The organism is Ponticaulis profundi, from assembly GCF_042659465.1.
Classification (GTDB): domain Bacteria; phylum Pseudomonadota; class Alphaproteobacteria; order Caulobacterales; family Hyphomonadaceae; genus Ponticaulis; species Ponticaulis profundi.
Map to the genome: position 1 here is coordinate 34,807 of NZ_JBHSSW010000014.1, position 23,640 is coordinate 58,446.

Sequence of the window (23,640 nt, forward strand, 5' to 3'; positions counted from 1 at the left end):
AGCTGAAAAGCCGCAGCCTTGCCGGACTGCGGCTTTCTATTCGGATATCTACTGGCTCAGTGCGCCATCACTGCCAGCATCAAAAGTGCCACGATATTGGTGATCTTGATCATCGGATTTACCGCCGGCCCAGAAGTGTCCTTGTAAGGGTCACCAACGGTATCACCCGTCACACTAGCTTTGTGCGCATCAGATCCCTTCTCATGCGTCACACCATCTTTGTCGATGAAACCATCCTCAAAAGACTTTTTCGCATTGTCCCAGGCGCCGCCGCCAGACGTCATGCTGATCGCGACATAGAGACCGGTAACGATAACCCCAAGCAACATGGCACCGACTGCCGAGAAGGCTGCAGCTTTGCCCGCGATCAAGAGAATCACAAAAAACAGAACGATCGGCGACAGCACCGGCAACAGCGATGGCACAATCATTTCCCGAATGGCCGCCCGCGTAAGAATGTCTACGGCTCGTCCGTAATCCGGACGCTGATCAAACGTCATGAGCCCGGGCATTTCCCGGAACTGGCGACGCACTTCCTCAACAACATCCTGAGCGGCCCGTCCGACTGACATCATTGACATGCCGCCAAAGAGGAATGGCAACAAACCGCCGAACAGCAGACCGACCACCACATAAGGGTTTGACAGCGAGAAGTCGGCCACAACGCCATAGAAGAACGTGCCCTCTTCCGCCCGAGCGACGAAATATTTCAGATCCTCCGTGTAAGCTGCGAAAAGGACCAAAGCCCCCAGACCAGCCGAACCGATTGCATACCCCTTCGTCACCGCTTTTGTGGTGTTGCCAACAGCATCCAGCGTATCCGTCGTGCTTCGGACGCTATCATCGAGCCCTGCCATTTCAGCAATGCCGCCGGCATTGTCGGTGACAGGTCCAAATGCATCCAGCGCAACCACCATGCCAGCAAGTGCGAGCATCGTTGTCGTCGCAATGGCAATGCCAAACAGACCCGCGAAATTAAACGTGAGAATAATGCCTGCAATAATCACGAGCGCCGGTAAGGCGCAGGCTTCCAATGAAACCGCCAGTCCCTGAATAACGTTCGTGCCATGACCTGAAACCGAAGCTTGTGCCACGGATTTTACTGGTCGGTGATCGGTCCCGGTGTAATATTCAGTGATCCAGACGATCAGGCCCGTCACAACCAGTCCCGTCAAACCGCAAAGCAGAAGGTCGAGGGCAGAAATCTCCAGACCGGCGGCAGATACGACGACCGCTTCGAAGCTCCCCATGACAATAAAGATGGTTGCGGCCAGTCCCATGGCTGAAAACAAAGCCGTGGCAATAAAGCCCTTATAGAGTGCGCCCATGACATTGTTGCTTTTTCCAAGTCGGACAAAAAACGTCCCAAGAATGGAAGCGATAATACAAATCCCTCCAATCGCGAGCGGCAATGTCATCATCTGCGTTACGGCCTCGGCCGAGAAGAATATGGAGGCGAGCACCATCGTCGCCACGAGCGTAACCGCATAGGTTTCGAAAAGATCTGCAGCCATACCTGCACAGTCGCCAACATTATCGCCAACATTGTCTGCGATCGTCGCTGCATTTCGCGGATCGTCTTCTGGAATACCTGCTTCGACCTTTCCGACCATATCGCCTCCGACGTCGGCACCTTTCGTGAAAATGCCGCCGCCCAAGCGCGCGAAAATGGAAATCAGAGACGCTCCGAATCCAAGCGACACGAGCCCGTCTATGACCGTCCGGTCTGTGGTGGCGAAGCCCAACGGACCGGTCAGAACTGCGTAGTAACCGACCGTTCCGAGCAATGCGAGACCGACGACCAGAAGGCCTGTCACAGCGCCGGATTTGAACGCCATATTGAGCCCGGCACCGAGCCCACCGGTTCTGGATGCTTCTGTTGTCCGAACATTGGCCTGAACCGAGACTTTCATACCGACAAAGCCCGCAGCGCCAGACAGAATGGCTCCAATCAGAAAGCCTGCAACAATGACTATGTTGAATTTGAAAGCAATCAGGATCGCGATGGCGATCAGAACCCCGACAATAGCAATGGTTGTGTATTGGCGACGCAAATACGCATCCGCGCCCTCTTGAATCGCCCGCGCGATTTCCTGCATTCGCTCATTGCCAGGCGAAGCGGACGCAATGGCGCGACTTTGAATAAAACCGAAAATGATGGCGGCAATGGCCGCGACTGCAACAAGGACAATGATCATATCCATTTGATGCCCCTTATTTTATTTTTTGCCTGTGAACTGCCAATTTCCGGTCTTTTCACAGCCTCCCTGAGAGTCCCGCTCTGAACAGCTCCCCCCAACTCAAAGGGACAGCAAAACAAAACTGGACGAATGCAAGCAAAGGACAGTTTGCGAACAAAATCAAAGTGATTTTTTCTGAAATAAAAAAGCCAGCCCCTTCGGGACTGGATTTCTGAATTCTTTCAAGGTGACGTAAAGGCGTCCGCCCGATTACCCGTCCACGAAAAGCTTTTGTGAATCAACACCCATGATTTGAAGCGCTTTGACAGAATGAGCGCCGAGCTCCTTGTCGAAAACACGATGGATCAGAGCCTCAAACTCTTCCTTGTTCAACTTCATAGGATCGGTTGCTATCCCGACATTGGTTCGGTGAGCTTCCTTCAGAACCAGATCGCGATAGACATGGCCATGCTCACGGACATCCCAATGGTCCACGCCTTCTGACAGTGTAACCAGCACACTCACAAACAGATAATTGATGAGATGGCCTTCACTATCGCTAACCGGAATGACAAGCCCGGTCATATCCAGCGTGCGATTGTCATCGCTGGGGGAACCAGCCTCGGCAGCAGCTTCCTCAGCGGCAAATGCAGGCGAGCCCACCGTAAAGATAGTGGAAGCAAGACAGGACAGCAGGACAGAAGACAGTTTCATGCCTGCCATTTTATGCGGAACTTGTTTTTGGAAAGTTTATGAAAACATGAAATGTTGCCAACCCGCCTGAGGTGGTTCCACGCGCCTTCCTTCAAACGTTAGCAAAAGTTCTGCAGGACCGTTTACGACAGATCCGATACGCGTCAGCGCAATACCGTCAGCCAGCGCCTTTTTAAGAACAGCCTCACGATGAGCCAGGGGTGCTGTAAACAGCGCCTGATAGTCGTCCCCACCAGCACACAACTTCAATAGATTCTCAGCAGACATCGGTTGCTGGAGAACGCTTTTCGCCGCCTCCGAAACAGGAACCCGCTCCAATGTGAGCTCAATGCCCTTCTCAGACGCTTCCACAAGATGCGTAGCATCAGCGATCAGGCCGTCAGAGACGTCCATGGACGCATTTGCATACGCATTGACCAGATCGGCCACACCTTCGGCCGGCAGATTTGGCACCAGATAGGCATTACACAGCCAGCTTTCGGCGCTATCCGTAGATTGTTTCAGCATTTTGAGGCCGAGCGCCGCATCACCAATGCTTCCTGTCACCCAGACATCATCATTTACCTGAGCTCCTGAGCGCCGGACGGGGCCGCTTTCGGATACGCACTCACCGTAAAGGGTCAGGGAAAAGACCAGCCCACCCAGTGTCGAGGTCGTATCGCCACCCAGGAGATCGATCTGAAACGTTTCAAGATCTTCCGACATGCCCGAAACGAAAGTCATCAGATCCGCCTCAGAACGCCCGCGCGACCAGACTATGTTCAGCGTCGCCGCAAAGGGTTTGGCGCCCTTTGCTAGGCAGTCGGATACATTTGTTCGGATGAGCTTTTTAGCGACCGTATCGAGCGGATCTTCCGCTCGAAAATGCACGCGCTCAACAATTGTGTCGGTCGTGACGATGGCTGGCCTGACGCGACTTGGCAGAATAGCGACATCATCGCGAAGCCCATCTGCTTCCGGCGCTTTGACCAGAGGCCTCAGATGTGTCGCGATGAAGTCGAACTCATTCACTGATCGAGAAAACCAATCGGCACGCCATCGGGGCGAACATCCTGCGCAATTTTATCCAGAACGCCGTTGATGAATTTCGGCTCTTTGTCCTCAAAAAAAGCGTGCGCGATGCCGACATATTCTTCGATGATCACAGCATTCGAGAGGTCGGCACGTGTTGCCAGTTCCTGTGTAGCGCATCGCAACACGGCGCGCGATGTGGAATCGATCCGGTCAAGCCGCCAGTTGTCTGCCAGGCGGGCCTTGATCGCGTCATCGATCAGAGCCTGACGCTCGACAACTCCATTCACGATTGCCTTGAACAAATCCGGGTCCGCGTCTTCTACCGGCATACCGTCGTCATCCAATCCGAGACGGTCTTCCATAAATTCACGTATGACGCTCTTCGCGCTACGCTCGGTCACTTCCATTTGATAAAGGGCCTGAACAGCCGCCAGACGCGCACCCGAACGGCGCGCGCGTAATACTTCAGGTGGCAGTTTCTGTTTCGACGTCATCCGCGAAGCAATTCCTTTCGAAAGGCGTGCATTTGAAGTGCAGCATTCGCTGCGTCTGCGCCTTTGTTTTTCTGTTTACGGTCAGCTCGAACCCAGGCTTGCGCCTCATTCTCCACGGTCAGAATACCGTATCCGATTGGCACCCGTCGCTGAACTGTCAGGTCCATTAGACCACGAGCAGACTCTCCGCAAACATAATCATAGTGTGTGGTTTCGCCGCGAATGACGCAACCGAGCGTGACATAGGCGTCAAATGTGTCGCTATCAGCGGCAATTGCGACCGCTGCGGGAATTTCAAACGCGCCAGGAACTTCACGCAAGGTGACTTCGGCGCCCGCCGCCTCAAGCACTTCCATCGCACCAGCTTCCAGCTCGAGTGAAATTTTCTCGTAGTAACGAGACGTAATCAACAATACTCGCAAGCCCATCCCTAATTATCCTTTTTTAGCTGGCGCCAGCCCTCAACACTCAGTCCATAGCCATCAAGGCCAGCCAGACGTGTTGGTTTGCTGGTTGAAAGAACGATCATTTTGCGGACACCGAGATCCTTCAGGATCTGCGCGCCCACGCCGTATTCACGAAGCGGCGCCGACGGGTCAGCCGGCATACTGGATACGGCCCCGAGACTTTCCGCGAGCACGTCTTTTCGCATCGTGTTAACGAGCACGATAACGCCGGCCTCGTCTGCTTCCGCAATAGCTTGCATAGCAGACTTGATCAAACCAGACCGATTGCCAGTCTCACCGAGAAAGTCACTCATGAAATCAACGCGGTGCACACGCATCAGAACTGGCTCATCTGCGTGGATCTTGCCATGCACGAGAGCCATATGCTCAGCGCCATCAATGGCGTTCTTGAAGACGATCGCACGGAAACCCTCACCAAAATCGCTCTTGAAAGGCACATCGATACGACGCTCAAGGAAACGGTCATTACGACGACGATATGCGATGAGGTCTGCAATCGTTCCAATCTTCAGATTGTGCAGCTGCGCGAAAGAAACGAGGTCTGGCAGCCGGGCCATCGTGCCATCATCTTTCATGATCTCGCAGATCACGCCAGCCGGATAGAGACCCGCCATGCGTGAAATGTCGACAGCGGCCTCCGTGTGACCAGCGCGGACAAGAACACCACCATCGCGCGCAACCAGCGGGAAGACGTGTCCCGGAGAAACGATATCATTCTCATTCTTGGTCGGATCAATTGCTACAGCCACGGTCCGCGCACGGTCCTGAGCAGAAATACCGGTGGTCACGCCATCTTTAGCTTCAATCGAAACAGTGAACGCCGTACTCATGCTTTCACGATTGTTGCGCGTCATTGGCTCGAGGTTCAGCGTCGAGGCACGCTCTGCCGTCATGGACAGGCAGATGAGCCCACGACCATGCGTCGCCATGAAGTTCACCGCTGATGGCGTGGCAAATTGAGCCGGAATGATCAGGTCACCCTCATTCTCGCGATCTTCCGCATCGACAAGAATATACATTTTGCCGTTACGCGCATCTTCGACGATTTCCTCGATTGGGGAAATCGCGTCGCTCCAGTCCTCACTCATGCTGATACTGCTTTCGTTATCTGTCTGGGGTGAAAGAATGGCACTGCGGATCTGATCGCGGGAAATTCCCGCGCCCAGCTCTTCGGCTGCCTTGATGACCAGGTCACCGGCATTGCGCGGCAAGCCACCTTTTTCGATCCAGTATTGAACCGTTGATGGAGATTTGTTGAGGGCGCGCGCAAAAGGCCGGACGCCGCCAAACGCATCAACGATTTTAGTGATCGTACTCATGGGCGGAATGTACGAACTTTTCGTACGGCGTCAATGATCGGTTTTCGCAAACTGCATCTGGCGGGCGACATAACGCGCCAGCATATCGACTTCGAGGTTCACCTTATCGCCGACCTTTGAGTATCCGAGGGAGGTCACGTCCCATGTGTGGGGAATGACAGCTATCTGAAAATCGCCATTCTCAAGCGTTCCCGCGACCGTCAATGAGATACCATCAACGCAAATAGACCCCTTCAGCGCGATCAGCGGCACAAGGTCTTTCGGCGGACGAATGGTGACCCGCTTGCTATCGCCTTCCGGTTCGATTGCAACGATCTCAGCAAGTCCATCAACATGACCAAAAACAAGGTGTCCGCCGAGCTCGTCACCCAATCGAAGAGACGGCTCAAGATTGACACGATCTCCGGCCTTGAGCGCACCCAGGCTCGTGAGTTTGAGCGTTTCAGGAACAGCCTCAACATCCCATGTCGGCTTATCGCCGGACAAGTCTGACGAAACCACCGTCAGACAAACGCCGGAATGACAGACAGATGCACCAAGAGTCAGATCTTGTTCAGCCATATTTCCAGACACAGTCAGCCGACGAACACCATTATCATCCGTAAGTGCCTCTATGGTTCCAAAATCTCGAACAAGTCCAGTAAACATGCGTTACGCCTCCAATTCGTACGTTTCCCATATATCAGCACCCGAGTTTCGTACACCCATCCGTTTGAAACGAATGCCGTCCAAGAGTTGATCAACACCCAGGGAAGACACAGCGGCCAGACCATCGCCGCCAATGATCAGTGGCGCGCGGAACCATTCTAGCCGATCGACCAGTCTTGCGCGCAAGAACGCTGATGCGACAGAGCCACCACCTTCAACAAATATGGACGTCAGCCTCTGCGCGGCCAACTGCGCCAGGGCGCTTTCAATTTCCACATGCCCATCCGCATCGAGCTGACAGGACAGAATGACGGCACCGGATTGTTCGAGCACGCGTCGTCTCTCACTCGCAGCCGCTTCCAATCCACACAATACAAATACCGAGCCACTATCGGGCTCAAAAACCTGAGCATGAGGAGGAAGACGCAAATGCGTGTCGAGAATAATGCGATGAGGCTGACTATTGCCCGGCAAAGCCAGGCCACGCACGGTCAGTTGCGGGTCATCCGCAAGCGCAGTTCCGATTCCGACCAGAACACCGTCATGCTGAGCACGCAAACCATGAACCGAAAGGCGCGACTCCGCGCCGGTGATCCATTGCGATTCTCCGGTACGCGTCGCAATACGACCATCGAGGGTGGTCGCAAGCTTTAACGTCACAAATGGCTTAGTCGTCGAGCTTGTTTGCGGCATCGCCCGCATGGTCCTGCGAGAAGTCTTCTATAAAGTGCGCGAAATCATTCGCGTCACGGAAATCCTGATAAACCGAAGCATATCGCACGTAAGCGACGGGATCGAGATTTGCGAGCGCCTCCATGATCATTCCACCTATTTCAGCAGAATGCACTTCAGCGTCTCCCTTGCTCTCAAGCCGTCTTACGATTCCTGAGACAAGCTGATCGATCTGCTCGGATTCGAAGGGGCGCTTGCGCAATGCAATCTGAACGGATCGCAGCAGTTTTTCGCGGATGAACGGGACGCGCTTACCGTCCCGCTTCACCACAGTTATCTCCCGCAACTGAACCCGCTCAAAGGTTGTGAAACGCGCACCGCACTCCCCGCACGACCGGCGACGACGAACAACGGTGTTATCTTCTGCCGGACGCGAGTCCCGAACAGCCGTTTCCTCAGATCCACAGAACGGGCAGCGCAAGTTTAGAGACCTTCCACGCCAGGATAGATCGGGAACTCGCCAGTCAGAGCGACGACTTCCTCTTTCACTTTGGCTTCTGCAGCTTCAGTGCTTTCGCCCGATGCAAGCGCGTCAACGATTTCGGCAATCCAGCCGCCGACCTGACGGAATTCGTTTTCACCGAAACCACGCGTCGTGCAGGCAGGAGAACCGACGCGGATACCGGATGTAATCGCCGGCTTTTCCGGATCGGCAGGAATACCGTTCTTGTTGCAGGTGATGTTGGCACGACCGAGCGCATTCTCAGTTGCATTGCCTTTCACACCTTTTGGACGAAGGTCGATCAGCATAACATGCGTATCGGTACCGCCGGAAACCACGTCGAGGCCGCTGTCTTGAATTGCACCCGCAAGCGCTTTGGCGTTCGCAACAACACGCTTGGCATACTGCTTGTAAGCAGGCTGAAGCGCCTCGCCAAATGCGACCGCTTTTGCTGCAATGACATGCATAAGTGGACCACCCTGCAGACCCGGGAAAACCGCTGAATTGATTTTCTTCGCCAGCTTCTCATCATTCGTGAGAACCATACCACCGCGAGGTCCGCGCAGCGTCTTGTGAGTTGTAGTGGTGACCACGTCGGCATACTCTAGCGGGTTCGGATACTCGCCGCCAGCAACGAGGCCAGCGAAGTGCGCCATATCCACCATAAGGCGCGCACCAACTTCATCAGCAATCTCACGGAATGCCTTGAAGTCGATGATGCGGGAATAAGCCGAACCACCTGCGATGATGACTTTCGGCTGATGCTCTTTTGCGAGGTCACGCACATTATCCATGTCAATGCGGTGCGTATCCGGTGTCACACCATAATGGACAGGGTTGAACCACTTACCTGACTGGTTCACGGTCGCACCGTGTGTCAGGTGACCACCTTCGGAAAGCCCCATGCCGAGGAATGTATCGCCCGGCTTCATCATCGCCATGAAGGCAGCCTGGTTAGCCTGACTTCCTGAGTGAGGCTGAACGTTCGCGAACTGGCAGTTATAAAGTGCTTTCGCGCGCTCAATCGCCAGCGTTTCGATCTCGTCGACAATCTCGCAGCCACCATAATAGCGACGGCCAGGATAGCCTTCGGCATATTTGTTGGTCAGCACAGAGCCCTGCGCCGATTTTACCGCTTGCGAAACAATATTCTCTGATGCAATCAGCTCAATCTTCTGCGACTGACGAAGCAATTCCTGACGAATGAACTTAGCAATGTCTGGATCTGCTTCCGAAAGTGGCGTGGAAAAGAAAGCGCTTGTATCGGTCACACCTTCAAACGCACCTGCCATTTTTCAAACTCCGTTGGTTTTTTTGACGGGTGTAACCATCTGACAGATTTGAGGCAAGTTGAATGACGCGTTGAGCAATTTATTCAACGCAATTTAGATTCACTGTTCTTTTTTTTGTTTATACTTGAACTTCGAGAAAAGCTTTGCAATACGCTCGTCGATTATCCAATTTATCCGAGGGTATAATGAATACTGAAAACCCAACGAATGTTCTAGAAGCAGACGAAATCATGAGAATGACGACAGATATTGTGTCTTCATTCGTCGCCAACAATCCAGTTCCTAGCGATTCGTTGTCAGAACTTATTGTTTCTGTACATAAAACTGTGTCTTCTTTGGCATCCCCTGAACCAGCACAGACGTCAGAACGCCCGAAACCAGCTGTTCCTGTCAGCCGATCCATCACGGATGACCACATTGTTTGCCTGGAAGATGGTAAGAAGCTGAAAATGCTGAAACGCTATTTGCGTTCGCACTTCGGCATGACACCTGACGAATATCGCAAACGCTGGGGCCTGCCTGCCGACTATCCAATGGTTGCGCCTAGCTACACGAAGAAACGCTCGGATTTCGCGAAGCAGATTGGTCTCGGAAAAGTTGGCAGCCGCCGCAGCTAATCGAGACCAGATCCAACCAATTTGAAGTTCAATATTTCAGTCGAACATATTCACTAAAAGGGGCGTCTCGCATGAGGCGCCCTTTCTGTTTGATGCGAAACTCACTCCCCGTATAATAGGTGCCTGCATTTCAATCACCAACGATCGCAATGAACTTGATTCGAACTCTCCTCCTGTCTGCACTAACGGTCCCATCATGGTTGGCGGCCCAGGCGCAGTTCGATCCGGATGCGCCAATGTACGAATCTACATTATCGGAGCTTGCTGGCGTTTTGGGGCAGTCCCATGCCATTCATGTCATCTGCAATGGCCAGAAAGATCAGTACTGGCGCGACTATATGTGGGTGCTTCTGGAGCTTGAAGCGAGCGAGCCAGGCCCGCGACGCAACAGCCTCGTTGAAGCCTTCAATGCAGGCTATACAGGCGAACAGGCTCGCTTCTCCTTTTGCAATCAGCCCGCTCAGATAGAGCTCAGCGAATTAACGAAGCGGGGGCGTGAACTCGCCGACAACCTGTCTGCACTCAATACCCCACAAGATTAGAACACCCTTTCATTTATCGCGGTGCGGCTCTTTCCTTTTCCGACTGAAATGCAATGCTCAGGTGAAAAGTTGAAGAGAGGAATTCGCAATGCATATCCGGTTATTGAGCCAGGTCTTTGCTGCCACTTGCCTGATCAGCACCTCACCCGCGCTCGCACAAGAGACAGCGCCTGAAATATCCATCGAATCCATGCGCGGTGACCGGGTTGGTCCAGGCCTGAACTTTGCGGGTCGAAGCGCTGTCGTTGCACCAAACGGCGCTGCGGCTACAGCCCATCCATTAGCGACCTCTACAGCGCTGGAGATCCTCAAGGCGGGTGGAAGTGCTGTTGATGCGGCAATTGCAGCGAATGCGATGCTCGGCCTTGTCGAGCCGGTCGGCAATGGCATGGGTGGTGATCTTTTCGCACTCATCTGGGACCCGGAAACAGAGAAGCTCTATGGCCTGAACGCATCAGGTCGCTCTCCGCTCGGCGCGACACTCGCTGATATGCAGGCCGAGGCTGATGAGCATATGGACGGAAAGGAAATTCCTGCATATGGCTCCGCGCCCGTGTCCGTACCCGGCGCTGTCGACGGCTGGTTCATGATGCATGACAAATTCGGCAAAACACCGATGTCAGAAATACTGGCACCCGCCATATCCTATGCAGAGAACGGCGCGCCGATCCCACAGGTCATCTCATATTATTGGCAACGTTCTGCGGAACGTTTCCAGCAGGTCTATGAAGAGGGCATTCTCGAGGAATTCGATAATGCGAGGGAAACCTATTTCTCTCCCCCCCCATCAGAAGGAGCATTGATCAAGAATCCCGATCTCGCCAACACATTTCGCCTGATTGCGGAAGGCGGCCGGGAGGCCTTCTATGAAGGCGAGATCGCCGAAACAATAGACGCTTACTTCAAACGAATTGGTGGCTATCTTCGATATGAGGATCTCGCTGCACATCATGGCGAATGGGTCGAACCACTATGCGTCCCATATCGTGAGACAAAAGTCTGCGGACTTCCTCCCAATACACAGGGCGTAGCAACACTTCAGATGCTGCAAATGCTCGAGGCTTTCCCCATGCGCGAATATGGATTTGGCAGCGCTGACAGCCTGATGGCGCAGATTGAAGCCAAACGCCTTGCCTTTGAAGATCGTGCGCGCGGCTATGCTGATCCTGCATTCTCAAATGTTCCGCCCGAAGCCTTCATCGAACCGAGACTCGCTGCGGAATATATTGAAAAGATCGATATCTCGAAAGCCAGCTCCCTCAATCCGCTTGGGGACAAATGGAAGGCGCTTGGCGAAGAGCAAGCTGCGAATAACAAAGAAATCAATGCGCTAGATAAAAACATCAATGTGGAATGTGAAGGCTCCGAACAATGCATGCCGGTTCTGCTCGATACACTGGAAAAGCTCACCGGCGACAATATCAGCATGGACCTCAATGTCTGCACGGACGATGGCCAAAATTGCGAACAGAAAACGCTCCGCGATTTGATTAACGACGCCGAAGCGAAGCTTAAGGAAGGTGATACAACCTATCTGACGGTCGCAGATAAGAACGGCATGATGGTGTCTCTTATTCAGTCGAACTATCGCGGCATGGGGTCTGGTCTGGTCGCAGATGGCCTTGGTTTCATGTTTCAGGACCGCGGACAGCTCTTTTCACTGGATCCTGCACATCCCAACGTCTTTGAACCAGGCAAGCGGCCCTTCCATACGATCATTCCCGGTTTCGCTTTCAGGGAAGTCTGCGAGGACGAACAGACGTGCAGAGATGCCCCATGGCTCTCCTTCGGCGTTATGGGCGGCGGCATGCAGCCGCAAGGCCAGACACAGATCATTCTGAACCTGGTAGACTACGATATGGGGCTGCAGGAAGCGGGTGACGCTGCACGCTGGCGCCATGATGGTTCATGTCAGCCAACCGACGCACTGGAAGGCGGTTCATGTGAGGCGTCTCTTGGTACCGTCAATCTGGAAAGCGGCATTCCGCAATCCATCGCCGATGAACTTCGCAAACGTGGCCATGAAGTGAAATACACGGCGGATGGCGGCTATGGAGGCTATCAAGCCATCATGCGCGATTTCGAGCACGGCACCTGGATTGCCGCGACCGAACTGCGCAAGGATGGATCCGCCAACGGTTATTGATCGAAACCATAAACCAAGCTTCCCAAGGCGCCCGCTCAATAACCGGGCGCTTCTTTGTTCGCTCTCATGTCCATATCGGTTCGTTTTCGGCGTGATCCTTTTGACGAACATAAGGAAGTCTCAGAATGAACCGAATTGCTCTGCTGGTTGCCAGCCTCTGCATGCTTACCGCCTGCGGCGACGAAGAAACCGAGAACACGAAGAAAGCGCCAAAAGCACAGAGCGGACCGACGGTTTTCTTTGTCTGTGATGTCACAGGTGACGGCGTGTCTTATTTTTCAGAAATGATCGAGGGCCCGGCCGGAGCAACAGAAAACGCGCTTGCCGCGGCTTTCATGAAAAAGGTCGAGTCACTCGATCGGACTTACTATCCGTTGCCGCCCGCCGTCGAAGCGAACTGTGAATCTGGCACCGATCCGCGCGAAATGGCCATGAAAGCGCTCGATGCAAGAGAAACCGCCATGCAGAATGGAAACGCATTCCGCTCGGTAACCGGCTGGAAGCCCTGAACGTGCTGCCTTGCTGATCAGCGCTGATACGCCGGTGAGATTATGGATTGCTGAAATTAACTGGTGCGGACAGCCGGACTTGAACCGGCACGACCTAACGGTCGACGGATTTTAAATCCGTTGCGTCTACCAATTCCGCCATGCCCGCAACAAAACTCCTCTTAGCGGAGTCGGTTAGGCTGCGCAGCACTTTTTTTGCTCCGCAGCCTTATCACTTAAGATGCGATACGTTCGAAGATCGCAGCCAAGCCCTGACCACCGCCAATACACATGGTTTCAAGACCGTATTTGGCTTCGCGGCGCTCCATCTCGTTCAGGAGATTCGTGAGAATCCGAACTCCGGTCGCACCAACCGGGTGACCAAGCGAAATACCGGACCCGTTCACATTAATACGCTCATGGTCCTCATCGGTCAGGCCCAGCGCTTTGGTGCAAGCGAGCGCCTGAGCGGCAAAGGCTTCATTCAGCTCAATGAGATCGAGATCTGCCAAAGTCAGCCCCGCCTTCTCCAGAGCTTTTTGCGTCGATACCACAGGTCCGATGCCCATCACCTCTGGACCGCAACCAGACAGTCCCCACATTTTGAGACGCGCCATTGGCTTCAGGCCGTGCTTTTCGGCAAACTCCCGCGTCACAACGAGACAAGCGGCTGCACCATCATTCTGGCCACTTGCATTGCCCGCCGTTACCGTCGCGTCCGGATCTACTTTCTGACGTAGCGGGCGCAGCTTTGCGAGCTTTTCCATGCTGGAATCGTGACGGATGTGTTCGTCTTCAGAAACGACGACATCACCCTTGCGGTGCGAAACGGTCACCGGCACGATCTCCTTGGCGAACTTTCCAGACTTCTGAGCCTCGCTGGCGCGCATATGAGAGCGCACGGCCAATGCGTCCTGTTCCTCACGAGTAACGGAATACTCTTTGCGAAGGTTTTCAGCGGTCTCGATCATGCCACCCGGAACCGGATGATTGACGCCACCAGCTGTATAGCGGCCACGTGTCAGTCCATCATGGAATAAAACACCAGGGTCACCTGCACCCCAGCGCATAGTCGTGCTGAAGAAAGGCGCGTTGCTCATAGACTCTGCGCCACCTGCAATGACACAATCCATGGCGCCGGAGCTGACCTGCATGACCGCGTTGATCACAGACTGGAGGCCAGAGCCGCAGCGACGGTCGATCTGATAACCATTTGCCGTGACCGGAAGTCCCGCATTCAGGGCTACAACACGGCCAAGCGCAGGCGTGTCCATGCTCGGATAGCAATTACCGAAAATCACATCCTCAACCAGGTCGCCCGAAAGTTTCGTGCGCGACATGAGTTCTTTCACGACGGCGGTTCCGAGCGTGTCGACGGAAACCGTTTTGAAACTTCCACCGAAACCACCGACAGCGGTACGCAATGGTTCGCAGATTACAACGTCTCTCATAGTTTCTCCGTGATTTAGTTGTTTATTGTACGGCCGCGCTGCGTGACCGCTTTTCTTGCTTCTTCCACGCTCTCAGCCGTCACGGATTTTGCGTGCTCGACTGACTTGCGGATCTCGAGTTTCAGGCCTTCACCAAAGGTCGTCGCAAAGCCATCATCAATAATCTCCTTATAGGTTTTCAGGAGAACAGGCTGCGTCTTGGTCATATCTTCAGCAAGCTTCAAGGCCGCCGGGACAAGTTCATCAGGCGCGTAGACGTGATTGACCAGCCCCCAGCGCTCGGCTTGATCGGCATCCACGAAATTGCCGGAGAGGGAAATCTCTTTTGCACGCAAAATACCAACCAAGCGAGACAGCTTCTGGCTAAGCCCCCATCCAGGCACAATGCCCACCAGAGCATGCGTGTCGGCGAATTTCGCATTTGTCGACGCAAGAAGCACATCGCAGCAGAGCGCGAGTTCAAAACCACCGGTGATGGCGTAGCCATTGATTGCACCAATGATTGGCCATGGATAAGCAGCCAGTGCTTCAGCAAGGTCGATTTCCTTGTCTTCAACGCCGAGCGCAAAGCCCTTCTCACCTGCTTCCTTAAGGTCGACTCCAGCCGTAAACGCACGGCCGGCACCGGTCAGGACAACCGCACGCACATCCGGGTCATCTTTCAATTCCACGAATGCACGACAAATGGCTTTGCGGAGCGCATGGCTCAGCGCGTTGAGCGCATCCGGGCGATTAAGCGTAACGAGCGCAACTGCCCCCTTCTTCTCAACGAGTACCAAATCTTCTGACAATGTTTCCTCCCTTTATATTTTGTACGCATGCATCAGTTCGAACCGGGGCCTCTAACTGATGTCATGCACCTCCGGTTCGACGCCCTGCGCCCTTACCAGAGCACTGACATCAACAATCGCGGTCTGGATTTCCTCTTCATCAGCGCCTCGAACGACAATGTTCACACCGCTATCGGTCGGGCTGCCATACCAGGGATAAGATCCAATAGAGAGCGTCGCATGTTTTTCTGCAATGTCTGCCAAAGCACCAGCCAGATCGCCTTCCCGCAAGCCCACGCCCCGCACATGAGCGGTCTTGATGACCTGTCCGGTTTCAAGGCGTGGCTCGATGTCTTCCAGCATTGCTCGAGCGATGGATGGCACACCGGCCATCACGAACACATTGTCGATCTGAAATCCCGGCGCACCGGAAACAGGGTTGGCAACCAGTTTGGCACTGTCTGGAATGCGTGCCATGCGAAGGCGAGCAGGTGTCAATTCAACGCCGGTTTCTTCATAACGCTTCTGAATGATCGCGAGCGCATCCTGGCGCACATCGATATGATCACCAAATGCCGCCGCAACGGCATCTGCCGTGATATCATCATGTGTCGGGCCGATGCCGCCCGTGGTGAACACATAGGAATATTCCGCCCTGAGCGCGTTGAGCGCCTCGACGATCTTCTCCTGAATGTCCGGCACAATTCGCGCCTCACGCACCTGAATGCCAAGCGGCGCCAAAAACTCTGCAATATTTTTCAGATTGATGTCGCGGGTCCGCCCCGAAAGCAATTCGTCCCCGATCAACAAAACAGCAGCAGTCTTAATATCACTCATGCAGCGTGTTTCCGACTGAAAGCAGGATGTGGTCAAGCCTCACCCCACAGAATTCATCCCCCTACAGGCATAAAGACTGATATGTCGAAAAGCACCCGATTTTTCATCCGACAGCTTGTTTTCTTCTGGCCGGAAGACATTTACGAGGGACATGTTATAAGAAGCAAAACCAGTATCAGGAGTATTTTTCGTGACATCCGACACCGAGGTCATCACACGCACAGGCAAAATTCGCATTCATGATGAAGCGGGTTTTGAAGGCATGCGCAAAGCAGGCCGCGTTGTCGCAGAATGCCTCGATATGATCATCCCTTATGTGGTTCCGGACGTCACGACCGAGTCTGTCGATAAACTGATCTACGAATTCGTGATGGATAATGGCGCCTCTTCGGCGACAATCGGCTATCACGGGTACCGCCATGCAAGCTGTATTTCCGTCAATCATGTCGTCTGCCACGGCATTCCAAGTGAGCGACGCTTCAAGAATGGCGACATCGCCAATATCGACGTCACCGTCGTCGTTGACGGGTGGCATGGCGATTCTTCGCGCATGTATGGCCTTGGCGACGTAAAGCGCAAAGCTGAGCGTCTGATGGACGTGACCTATGAATCCCTGATGGCGGGAATCGCAACGGTAAAGCCAGGCGCCCGCGTCGGCGATATTGGCGGCGCCATCTCTGCAGTAGCGGCGCGAAACCGGGTTTCCGTCGTGGACATGTTCTGCGGACACGGGCTCGGCCAAGTCTTCCACGACGAACCTAATGTGGTCCATTCTGCAAAGGCTGGAACCGGGCCGGTTCTGGAACCCGGCATGTTCTTCACGATCGAGCCAATGTTGAACCTCGGAAAGAAAGATTGCGGCGTCCTGTCGGACGGCTGGACGGCGACCACACGAGACCGTTCGTTGTCTGCGCAGTTCGAGCACAGTCTGGCAGTCACCGAAAACGGAGTTGAAATCTTCACGCTCTCTCCAACTGGCCAGCATACACCGCACAATCCGGACCTCGGAGCAAAAATCCCGATCCCGGGCCAATAATGAAGGAAGCGCAGCCTCCTTCCCTGTTCAATTCTGAGGTTGCGTCCGACAAGACCGCGCAGTCGAAACCGCATTACCATGGACACCGGGAACGACTGCGCCAGAAATTCCTGGAAACATCCGGCACCGGGCTCGCAGACTATGAAGTGCTGGAACTTCTGTTATGCGGCTTTCTCCCACGAAGAGATGTCAAACCACTCGCGAAAGCTCTGATCGACAGATTCGGCGGACTTTCCGGTATATTCGCTGCCACACCAAAGGCCCTTCAGGCTGTTGATGGCGTCGGCGAAACGCTGTCTGTCTATCTGAAAGCCGTGTATGAATTACACGTGCGTACATCTAAGGAGCTGGTTGGCAAGCGTCAGTCCCTCTCATCATGGTCTGCCGTGCTGGAATACGTCAAACTCCGCCTACAGCACCGGGACACAGAATTCTTTCACGTGCTGTTTCTGGATCGCAAGAACGGCCTGATGGCTGACGAAGAGATGGGCAAAGGGACAGTTGACCACGCCCCTGTTTATCCTCGGGAAATCGCGAAACGTGCACTTGAACTTTCGGCCTCGTCCATCATTCTGGTTCACAATCACCCGAGTGGTGATCCGACGCCCTCCCGAGCAGATATTTCCATGACGCGCGAGATTATCGATGTGATGGATTCGCTTGAGATTACCGTACACGACCATCTCATTGTCGGGCGTCAGGGGATCACCAGCATGAAGGCTGCAGGCCTCATCTGATCAAGTTTTCGTAAGCAGCCTGAAACCGCTTGCCAAACAGGTCACACCCGATAACGTACGTACAAAAATAGTCGGGTATCACAAACCGTTTTACAGCCAAGGGAGGTATTGTATGGGTGGCGCAACTGCGGCTGCAAACGCTGGACATTTGACGGGCTTTGGATCCAAGGGATACCGGAGTTACGTCCTTCTTACACTTACGCTGACCTATACGCTGAACTTCATTGATCGCATTCTGATCAGTGTTGTCGGCCGCCCGATTATCGACGAATTCCAGCTCTCGAATTTCCAGTTCGGCATCCTGTCTGGGTTCGGTTTCGCCCTCTTCTACACGCTTCTGGGCATTCCGATCGCGAGCTTCTCCGAACGCGCCAACCGCGTAAAGATTATCGGCGTTTGTATCATCCTCTGGTCGCTTGCGACGGTTCTTTGCGGTTTTACCGTCGGCTTCATGACCTTGCTGCTTGCCCGCATGGCCGTGGGTATTGGTGAAGCAGGTTGTACACCGCCGGCTAACTCCCTGATTTCTGACTATTACAAGCCGGTTTCGCGCCCGACAGCGCTCGGCATATATTCCATGGGCGTGACTGCTGGCGGCATGCTGGCACAGATTTTTGGCGGCTCATTACTGAAGTTTGTATCCTGGCGCGAGGCTTTCATCTTTGTTGGCGCTCCCGGCATTCTGATCGGTCTTCTGGTGCTTTTCACCGTGAAAGAACCTCCACGCGGGTATTCAGACCCTCCAGGTACGAAGAAACAGGAAAAAGCCGGTATCGGCGAAGCCCTGAAAGAGATCGCGAGCAAGCCGACATTCTGGACGATGACTGCTGGCGCGACCATCGTCGCCTTTGCTGGTTACGGCATGATCGGCTTCCAGCCACTGTTCATTCAATATGCCAAAGGCTTCTCGCCAGGCGACACAGCACTGATCTTCATGTCGGTGTTCGCTCTGTTCGGAACGATCGGCACTTTTCTGGGTGGATATCTCACCGAGAAAGGCACGAAATTCTCTCCGACCGCAGCTTGTTGGGTTCCGGGTATTGGCCTTTTGCTCGCAGCACCGGTGCAGGCGTATGCCTATTTCACCGGCAATCTGACCTTGATGTATGTGCTGATGGCGCTGGGCGCGATCCTGCAATACTTCTATCTGAGCGCTCAGTATAATATCGCACAGGCGGTCGTAAGTGTTCGCGCACGCGCCACATCCGTCGCCATCATGCTCTTCATTGCAAACATCATTGGCTATGGCGGCGGACCGGCTGTGCTGGGTATTCTCGCTGATGTCTTCACCGCCGGTTATCTGGATTCCAGCGAACTCGCGGGCCAGCTGAGCGCAAGCTGCAGTCTCGCTGATCCGGAGATGAGCGAAACCTTCCGTAGCGTCTGCCTGGAAGCAAAGGCCCATGGCGTCAGACTGGCGAATGCAAGCGCTACCTTCCTCTTTGCTGTTGGTGGTATATGCTATCTGCTTGCGGGCCTCACATACCGGCGCGACTCCGAAATAAAATAAAAATAAAAGAATAAAAACAAATACAAAACTCCCGGGGAGGGAAATATGAGCACTGTAACGGCAGCTTCGGCTGGTCCGGCGGTCGACGTCAACTCTGGCTTCGGCTCGAAGGGCTACCGATCCTATGTGATGAGCGCACTGCTGCTCGTCTACGTCTTCAACTTCATTGATCGCTCGATCATCAACATCCTGACCGAGCCCATCAAAGAAAGCTTTCAGGTTGAAGACTGGCAGATGGGGCTTCTGGGCGGGCCGATGTTCGCCATCCTTTACACAGTGCTTGGTATTCCTCTCGCGCGCGTTGCTGAACGCTTTAACCGCGTCTGGATCATTACCGGCTCTGTCGCCCTCTGGAGTTTGATGACAGCCCTGTGTGGTATTGCACCAACTTTCATCATGATGATGGTGTTCCGCATCGGCGTGGGCATTGGTGAAGCGGGCTGCACACCACCAGCACAATCCCTTATCGCCGACTATTATCGCCCCAGCAGTCGCGCCACCGCGGTTTCGGTCTATGCGCTGGGCGTTCCATTTGGGGGCATGCTCGCCGCCATCTTTGGCGGCTCAATCGCTGAGCAGCTTGATGGTCCGAACATTCAGGCCGCGCTAACAAGCTGGGGCATGACCGGGCTCGCAAACGGTTTTGACTGGCAGAATTTTGAAGGTTGGCGCGCCGCATTCGTTCTCGTTGGCCTTCCAGGTCTCTTGGTTGCCCTGCTCGTACGGACAACAGTTAAAGAGCCACCACGCGGATACACGGACCCACCCAGCATGCAGAAGCTGGATCCGGTGCCCTTCTCTGCTGCACTCAAACTCCTTGGCAGCAAACCCACCTACTGGCACGTCGTGATCGGCGCGACCATTGCATCCTTCGTTGGTTACGGCGTAGCGCAGTTCAGCACATCATTCTTTGTGCGAACGCATGATATGTCATTACAAACCGCCGCGCTGCTTTTTGGTATTGTGGTCGGCCTGATGGCCTCGATTGGCGTTTTCAGTTCAGGCTTCCTTGCCGATAAGATGGCAAAGCGTCACCCGACGGCCCTCGCCTGGCTGCCAGCACTTGGCATGACTGCGTCTGTTCCGCTTTATGCCATGGGCTTTCTGGCCGGCAATGTCTGGTTGGCGCTGCCACCGCTGATGGCTGCTGCAGTTCTCCATTACTTCTATCTGGGGCCACTCTATGCTGTCGCTGGCGGTGTCGTAGATAGCCGTACGCGGGCAACCTCTGTGGCGATCGCCCTCTTCATCGTCAACCTGCTTGGATACGGCCTCGGACCGCTTCTGATCGGTTTGCTGTCAACCTGGCTGAAAGGCATGTTCCTGTCATGGTCTGATCTCGGCCTAACGCTCGATGCCTGTAAGGCCGTCGGCGACCTAACCGCTGCTGAGATTGCAGCATGTGACACATCGAATGCACGTGGACTGCAGTGGTCACTGATTATCTTCTGTTGTGGTTACGCATGGGCTGGAATTCATTACCTCATCGCAGGTCGGACCCTGCAGCGGGACATGATTGCGTCGACGGATTCACATGAAGCCGAGCCGCACGAAACACCTGAGGCCTAGTCAACTTCGTCCGGCGCTTCGGCGCCGGGCGAGGGCCCGTTTGGGCGCGTCAGAATAAAGATTGCAGATCCCAGCAAAACTGGGATCTGACATGCCACCACCCACAATTTTGCTCCAAGGAAATAGCTCAGCACCGGCGTTGCGATCATGCAGGCAATGGCGCTGATTTTTGCGCGTGGACCGATCGCCCCGTATCGGTTCCAGTTAACCAGCAATGGGCCAAACATCCGATGGTTATAGAGCCAGTCATTGAACCGCTTGGATGACCGGGAAAAACAGAACGCAGCTAACAACAGAAACGGTGTTGTCGGAACCAGGGGAAGCGCAACTCCGATAAAGGCGAGCCCTGTGAAAAGGAAGCCCCCCAATAGCCAGAAAATGCGGACCATGCCCTGCGTCATATCATGGTGCCCAGCCCAGCTGCATAAGTGGGGAAATCCCAATCAGAACCGGATGCAGGATCAGAACGAACAGGAAGATGGCAACTGCAATACCCGTTCGTTTAAGCCAATAGGACGACGACTGTCCTAGGCGAAACCTAGGAAAGAACAGCGCAAAAGGATTGAATAGAAACGATGTGTGCTGAGCAAGTTCATGCCAGCGCTCACCCCCGAGCTGCTTTTTCTTGCGCCAATCGATGATCCGGATGCCAAAGAACGCGAACAGCGCCTGAGCACCGAAGAAAATCACGAAGGGCAATTCACCGTTTGCCAGCACATGGCCAACACCCCAGAGCCAAATCCCCCAGAGAACAGGATGGCGTGTGATCGCTAGAATACCGGGCTGCTCGGGATCAAACGCATCATCTCTTCCGAAGGCAGAAAGCGGATTTGCTATTTTGCAGCCTAGAGCCGCGATCCAGACACCTGCAAAGATTAGTATGAGCGCTATGATCACCTGCCAGACCTGCGGAGCCCACAATACAACTCTCGGGGCATGTAATGCTTCATAGACAGACCAGCCAAACAGGCAGGCCGAAATAACCGTAAAGAGCGACCAGAAGCCGCTGTGCCCGATCCGAGTCGTCAGCCAGCGTCTTGCTCCCCTTTGGAGCAGGACAATGTGGCCAGCAAAGAATAGAAAATTGGCCAGCATGAAATGGCCCCAATCCGGAACCAGTTGCTTAAGGCCGCCATGATTTTTCCAGACTAGAAACAACGGAATCCAGATCACCGTCAGCGTGATCGTGCCTTTGATGGCCTGATATGCCATCCAGGCCCAGAACATGCGCTCTTTATTCTGCTTAAGGAAATTCAGAGACTGCTTCAGAGGGACTTTTGTGAACATGGAGACTGACTTACGGCCTTTTCTGTCCGTGTCACTTATCAGAAGAGTCGCAGCTTTGGAAACTAGCGCAGCAGGCTGTTAAAATAATCCATCAACGCCTGGTCACCGCTCGTATAAACATAAGACTGAACACGAAGGCTCATGCATCGCAAAAAAGCATCAGATCCATTCTGCAGGTTGTACCCTGCCCGCTGGCATTCTGCTTCGGCCCTATTCTCAATGGCGCGAAATCGGAGCGCCGTCTGCGCATGCACATCAACACGTCGCCCCGACTGCCCTCTCGCTGCATCAGTCGTCTGAGACGTTGTTCCAGGCTCCCGAGAATAGTCTGAATAACGACGCGCTGCCGATAATCCCGGATACCCATTCTCTGTCCGACTAGCCTGCCCGGCAAGTTCAGCCCCTCTGGCTGCAATATCGTCTTGCTTCGCAACGTCATCTGGCTCAAGCGCCAACTGAGACGGGACCGGACGAACTTCAGCCTGTTCATTCTGTAGCTGAGGGTCTCTTGAGTAGAGTTGCCCCTTTTCCACAGCGCTCTGTCTGGTTACAGGTTGGGGAGGCACTGTCGGCTCACAGTATCCGCCGAGTAGTTCATTGCTGCAGGACTGTCCCTGCGCCGGAACAGACCAAAAGATTGAGAGTGACAAGAACACGGCTGCTGTCAAAATATCGTATTTCAAAGCATCCCCCTTCGTCCGTGCTTTAAATATTGTACGCCCCAAACTAATGCGAGAAACAAGCCGTCTCACGCTTTTCGGAGTGACTTCATCACGAACTCAACAAAAAAAGGCCGCTCTGAAGAGCGGCCTTTTCCTATTCGAAGGTCCGTTCGGACTATTCGATAACTTTGGAAACAACACCGGAACCAACCGTGCGGCCACCTTCACGGATCGCGAAGCGCAGCTTCTCTTCCATAGCAACCGGCTGGATCAGCTCAACGTTCAGCTTCACGTTATCGCCTGGCATAACCATCTCTGTGCCCTCTTGAAGGGTCACAACACCGGTCACGTCCGTCGTACGGAAGTAAAACTGCGGACGGTAGTTCGAGAAGAATGGCGTGTGACGGCCACCTTCGTCTTTCGTCAGAATGTAAGCTTCTGCTTCGAACTTCGTGTGCGGTGTGATCGAACCTGGCTTACAGAGAACCTGGCCACGCTCAACACCTTCACGGTCGATACCGCGAAGCAGCGCACCAATGTTGTCACCAGCCTGGCCCTGGTCGAGCAGCTTGCGGAACATCTCAACGCCCGTACAAGTCGTCTTGGATACTGTTGGACGGATACCGACGATTTCGATCTCGTCGCCGACTTTCAGGATACCTGTTTCAACACGACCCGTCACAACC

At 54.1% G+C, this 23,640-nt stretch carries 25 protein-coding genes and 1 tRNA gene; 8 read left to right on the plus strand and 18 right to left on the minus strand.

All coding sequences use genetic code 11. The features are described from left to right. Window positions 1-56: 56 nt before the first annotated feature. The 10 genes from ACFQDM_RS11980 to glyA form a co-directional block, all read right to left on the minus strand. Entirely contained in the window at window positions 57-2,198 is a 2,142-nt protein-coding gene (locus ACFQDM_RS11980) for a sodium-translocating pyrophosphatase (RefSeq protein ID WP_377379397.1), read from the minus strand. Window positions 2,199-2,450: 252 nt separating this feature from the next. Beyond that, window positions 2,451-2,894 carry a hypothetical protein gene (locus ACFQDM_RS11985; protein ID WP_377379351.1) on the minus strand — a complete coding sequence of 148 codons (444 nt, stop codon included), beginning with the start codon at window positions 2,892-2,894 and terminating at the stop codon, window positions 2,451-2,453. Between the two features lie 36 nt (window positions 2,895-2,930). Beyond that, window positions 2,931-3,905 carry a thiamine-phosphate kinase gene (gene thiL, locus ACFQDM_RS11990; protein WP_377379353.1) on the minus strand — a complete coding sequence of 325 codons (975 nt, stop codon included), beginning with the start codon at window positions 3,903-3,905 and terminating at the stop codon, window positions 2,931-2,933. Continuing rightward, complete coding sequence (gene nusB, locus ACFQDM_RS11995) at window positions 3,902-4,402, minus strand: transcription antitermination factor NusB (protein WP_377379355.1); 501 nt, start codon at window positions 4,400-4,402, stop codon at window positions 3,902-3,904. The genes thiL and nusB overlap by 4 nt, the downstream gene beginning before the upstream one ends. Further along, window positions 4,399-4,830, minus strand: a complete 432-nt coding sequence (ribH, locus tag ACFQDM_RS12000; protein ID WP_377379357.1) for a 6,7-dimethyl-8-ribityllumazine synthase — start codon at window positions 4,828-4,830, stop codon at window positions 4,399-4,401. The genes nusB and ribH overlap by 4 nt, the downstream gene beginning before the upstream one ends. A gap of 2 nt (window positions 4,831-4,832) precedes the next feature. Continuing rightward, window positions 4,833-6,188: a 3,4-dihydroxy-2-butanone-4-phosphate synthase gene (gene ribB / locus ACFQDM_RS12005; RefSeq protein WP_377379358.1), complete on the minus strand. Its 1,356-nt coding sequence runs from the start codon at window positions 6,186-6,188 to the stop codon at window positions 4,833-4,835. A 30-nt stretch (window positions 6,189-6,218) separates the two neighbouring features. Further along, window positions 6,219-6,836 (minus strand): riboflavin synthase, encoded by a 618-nt coding sequence (locus tag ACFQDM_RS12010; RefSeq protein ID WP_377379360.1) that lies wholly within the window; start codon window positions 6,834-6,836, stop codon window positions 6,219-6,221. A 3-nt stretch (window positions 6,837-6,839) separates the two neighbouring features. Continuing rightward, the gene (locus ACFQDM_RS12015) at window positions 6,840-7,529 is read right to left on the minus strand and encodes a RibD family protein (protein ID WP_377379362.1); all 690 of its coding nucleotides are present in this window, start codon (window positions 7,527-7,529) and stop codon (window positions 6,840-6,842) included. After that, window positions 7,504-7,989, minus strand: coding sequence for a transcriptional regulator NrdR (nrdR, locus tag ACFQDM_RS12020; protein WP_377379364.1), 486 nt, complete (start codon window positions 7,987-7,989; stop codon window positions 7,504-7,506). The genes ACFQDM_RS12015 and nrdR overlap by 26 nt, the downstream gene beginning before the upstream one ends. Window positions 7,990-7,991: 2 nt before the next feature. Further along, a complete protein-coding gene (glyA, locus tag ACFQDM_RS12025) occupies window positions 7,992-9,302 on the minus strand; it encodes a serine hydroxymethyltransferase (protein WP_377379366.1) in 1,311 nt (436 codons plus the stop codon). Window positions 9,303-9,487: 185 nt separating this feature from the next. Here glyA and ACFQDM_RS12030 point away from each other — a divergent pair, with 185 nt between their 5' ends. The 4 genes from ACFQDM_RS12030 to ACFQDM_RS12045 all read left to right on the plus strand — a co-directional run bounded on the left by ACFQDM_RS12030 (window position 9,488) and on the right by ACFQDM_RS12045 (window position 13,116). Further along, entirely contained in the window at window positions 9,488-9,919 is a 432-nt protein-coding gene (locus tag ACFQDM_RS12030) for a MucR family transcriptional regulator (protein WP_377379399.1), read from the plus strand. Window positions 9,920-10,068: 149 nt separating this feature from the next. Next, window positions 10,069-10,461 (plus strand): TIGR02301 family protein, encoded by a 393-nt coding sequence (locus ACFQDM_RS12035; protein WP_377379368.1) that lies wholly within the window; start codon window positions 10,069-10,071, stop codon window positions 10,459-10,461. An 88-nt stretch (window positions 10,462-10,549) separates the two neighbouring features. Further along, complete coding sequence (locus ACFQDM_RS12040; RefSeq protein WP_377379370.1) at window positions 10,550-12,607, plus strand: gamma-glutamyltransferase family protein; 2,058 nt, start codon at window positions 10,550-10,552, stop codon at window positions 12,605-12,607. Window positions 12,608-12,732: 125 nt separating this feature from the next. Next, window positions 12,733-13,116, plus strand: a complete 384-nt coding sequence (locus tag ACFQDM_RS12045) for a hypothetical protein (RefSeq protein ID WP_377379372.1) — start codon at window positions 12,733-12,735, stop codon at window positions 13,114-13,116. Between the two features lie 61 nt (window positions 13,117-13,177). Here ACFQDM_RS12045 and ACFQDM_RS12050 read toward each other — a convergent pair. From ACFQDM_RS12050 to ACFQDM_RS12065, 4 genes are all read right to left on the minus strand, one after another. Continuing rightward, a tRNA-Leu gene (locus ACFQDM_RS12050) sits at window positions 13,178-13,264 on the minus strand. A gap of 67 nt (window positions 13,265-13,331) precedes the next feature. Then, complete coding sequence (locus ACFQDM_RS12055) at window positions 13,332-14,546, minus strand: acetyl-CoA C-acetyltransferase (protein ID WP_377379374.1); 1,215 nt, start codon at window positions 14,544-14,546, stop codon at window positions 13,332-13,334. A 14-nt stretch (window positions 14,547-14,560) separates the two neighbouring features. Then, window positions 14,561-15,337 (minus strand): enoyl-CoA hydratase, encoded by a 777-nt coding sequence (locus ACFQDM_RS12060; RefSeq protein ID WP_377379376.1) that lies wholly within the window; start codon window positions 15,335-15,337, stop codon window positions 14,561-14,563. Between the two features lie 51 nt (window positions 15,338-15,388). Continuing rightward, window positions 15,389-16,153, minus strand: coding sequence for a competence/damage-inducible protein A (locus ACFQDM_RS12065; RefSeq protein ID WP_377379378.1), 765 nt, complete (start codon window positions 16,151-16,153; stop codon window positions 15,389-15,391). A 190-nt stretch (window positions 16,154-16,343) separates the two neighbouring features. Between ACFQDM_RS12065 and map the strand changes: the two genes are divergently transcribed. From map to ACFQDM_RS12085, 4 genes are all read left to right on the plus strand, one after another. Next, entirely contained in the window at window positions 16,344-17,189 is an 846-nt protein-coding gene (map, locus tag ACFQDM_RS12070; protein WP_377379380.1) for a type I methionyl aminopeptidase, read from the plus strand. After that, complete coding sequence (gene radC, locus ACFQDM_RS12075) at window positions 17,189-17,926, plus strand: RadC family protein (protein WP_377379382.1); 738 nt, start codon at window positions 17,189-17,191, stop codon at window positions 17,924-17,926. The genes map and radC overlap by 1 nt, the downstream gene beginning before the upstream one ends. 112 nt (window positions 17,927-18,038) lie before the next feature. After that, window positions 18,039-19,436, plus strand: coding sequence for a spinster family MFS transporter (locus ACFQDM_RS12080; protein ID WP_377379384.1), 1,398 nt, complete (start codon window positions 18,039-18,041; stop codon window positions 19,434-19,436). Between the two features lie 45 nt (window positions 19,437-19,481). Then, a complete protein-coding gene (locus tag ACFQDM_RS12085) occupies window positions 19,482-21,005 on the plus strand; it encodes a spinster family MFS transporter (RefSeq protein ID WP_377379385.1) in 1,524 nt (507 codons plus the stop codon). Here the strand turns inward: ACFQDM_RS12085 and ACFQDM_RS12090 are convergent. The 4 genes from ACFQDM_RS12090 to ACFQDM_RS12105 all read right to left on the minus strand — a co-directional run. Continuing rightward, window positions 21,002-21,406 carry a YbaN family protein gene (locus ACFQDM_RS12090; protein WP_377379387.1) on the minus strand — a complete coding sequence of 135 codons (405 nt, stop codon included), beginning with the start codon at window positions 21,404-21,406 and terminating at the stop codon, window positions 21,002-21,004. The genes ACFQDM_RS12085 and ACFQDM_RS12090 overlap by 4 nt on opposite strands. Window position 21,407: 1 nt before the next feature. Then, window positions 21,408-22,292, minus strand: a complete 885-nt coding sequence (locus ACFQDM_RS12095) for an NnrU family protein (protein ID WP_377379389.1) — start codon at window positions 22,290-22,292, stop codon at window positions 21,408-21,410. 62 nt (window positions 22,293-22,354) lie between these two features. After that, window positions 22,355-22,825, minus strand: a complete 471-nt coding sequence (locus tag ACFQDM_RS12100) for a hypothetical protein (RefSeq protein WP_377379391.1) — start codon at window positions 22,823-22,825, stop codon at window positions 22,355-22,357. A gap of 304 nt (window positions 22,826-23,129) precedes the next feature. Beyond that, on the minus strand, window positions 23,130-23,640 hold a 511-nt coding region (locus tag ACFQDM_RS12105), incomplete at its 5' end, for an EF-Tu C-terminal domain-related protein (protein WP_377379393.1).

What these genes read in the sequence shown, in the direction of transcription:
- ACFQDM_RS12015 (WP_377379362.1), bottom strand. Translation starts at nt 7,529, where the DNA reads ATGCCGCAAACAAGCTCGACGACTAAGCCATTTGTGACGTTAAAGCTT.
- ACFQDM_RS12085 (WP_377379385.1), top strand. Translation starts at nt 19,482, where the DNA reads ATGAGCACTGTAACGGCAGCTTCGGCTGGTCCGGCGGTCGACGTCAAC.
- ACFQDM_RS12035 (WP_377379368.1), top strand. Translation starts at nt 10,069, where the DNA reads ATGAACTTGATTCGAACTCTCCTCCTGTCTGCACTAACGGTCCCATCA.
- nusB (WP_377379355.1), bottom strand. Translation starts at nt 4,402, where the DNA reads ATGACGTCGAAACAGAAACTGCCACCTGAAGTATTACGCGCGCGCCGT.
- ACFQDM_RS11980 (WP_377379397.1), bottom strand. Translation starts at nt 2,198, where the DNA reads ATGATCATTGTCCTTGTTGCAGTCGCGGCCATTGCCGCCATCATTTTC.
- ACFQDM_RS12080 (WP_377379384.1), top strand. Translation starts at nt 18,039, where the DNA reads ATGGGTGGCGCAACTGCGGCTGCAAACGCTGGACATTTGACGGGCTTT.
- ACFQDM_RS12095 (WP_377379389.1), bottom strand. Translation starts at nt 22,292, where the DNA reads ATGTTCACAAAAGTCCCTCTGAAGCAGTCTCTGAATTTCCTTAAGCAG.
- ribH (WP_377379357.1), bottom strand. Translation starts at nt 4,830, where the DNA reads ATGGGCTTGCGAGTATTGTTGATTACGTCTCGTTACTACGAGAAAATT.
- ribB (WP_377379358.1), bottom strand. Translation starts at nt 6,188, where the DNA reads ATGAGTACGATCACTAAAATCGTTGATGCGTTTGGCGGCGTCCGGCCT.
- ACFQDM_RS12010 (WP_377379360.1), bottom strand. Translation starts at nt 6,836, where the DNA reads ATGTTTACTGGACTTGTTCGAGATTTTGGAACCATAGAGGCACTTACG.
- ACFQDM_RS12065 (WP_377379378.1), bottom strand. Translation starts at nt 16,153, where the DNA reads ATGAGTGATATTAAGACTGCTGCTGTTTTGTTGATCGGGGACGAATTG.
- ACFQDM_RS12045 (WP_377379372.1), top strand. Translation starts at nt 12,733, where the DNA reads ATGAACCGAATTGCTCTGCTGGTTGCCAGCCTCTGCATGCTTACCGCC.
- ACFQDM_RS12040 (WP_377379370.1), top strand. Translation starts at nt 10,550, where the DNA reads ATGCATATCCGGTTATTGAGCCAGGTCTTTGCTGCCACTTGCCTGATC.
- ACFQDM_RS12090 (WP_377379387.1), bottom strand. Translation starts at nt 21,406, where the DNA reads ATGACGCAGGGCATGGTCCGCATTTTCTGGCTATTGGGGGGCTTCCTT.
- ACFQDM_RS12030 (WP_377379399.1), top strand. Translation starts at nt 9,488, where the DNA reads ATGAATACTGAAAACCCAACGAATGTTCTAGAAGCAGACGAAATCATG.
- radC (WP_377379382.1), top strand. Translation starts at nt 17,189, where the DNA reads ATGAAGGAAGCGCAGCCTCCTTCCCTGTTCAATTCTGAGGTTGCGTCC.
- ACFQDM_RS12055 (WP_377379374.1), bottom strand. Translation starts at nt 14,546, where the DNA reads ATGAGAGACGTTGTAATCTGCGAACCATTGCGTACCGCTGTCGGTGGT.
- ACFQDM_RS11985 (WP_377379351.1), bottom strand. Translation starts at nt 2,894, where the DNA reads ATGAAACTGTCTTCTGTCCTGCTGTCCTGTCTTGCTTCCACTATCTTT.
- glyA (WP_377379366.1), bottom strand. Translation starts at nt 9,302, where the DNA reads ATGGCAGGTGCGTTTGAAGGTGTGACCGATACAAGCGCTTTCTTTTCC.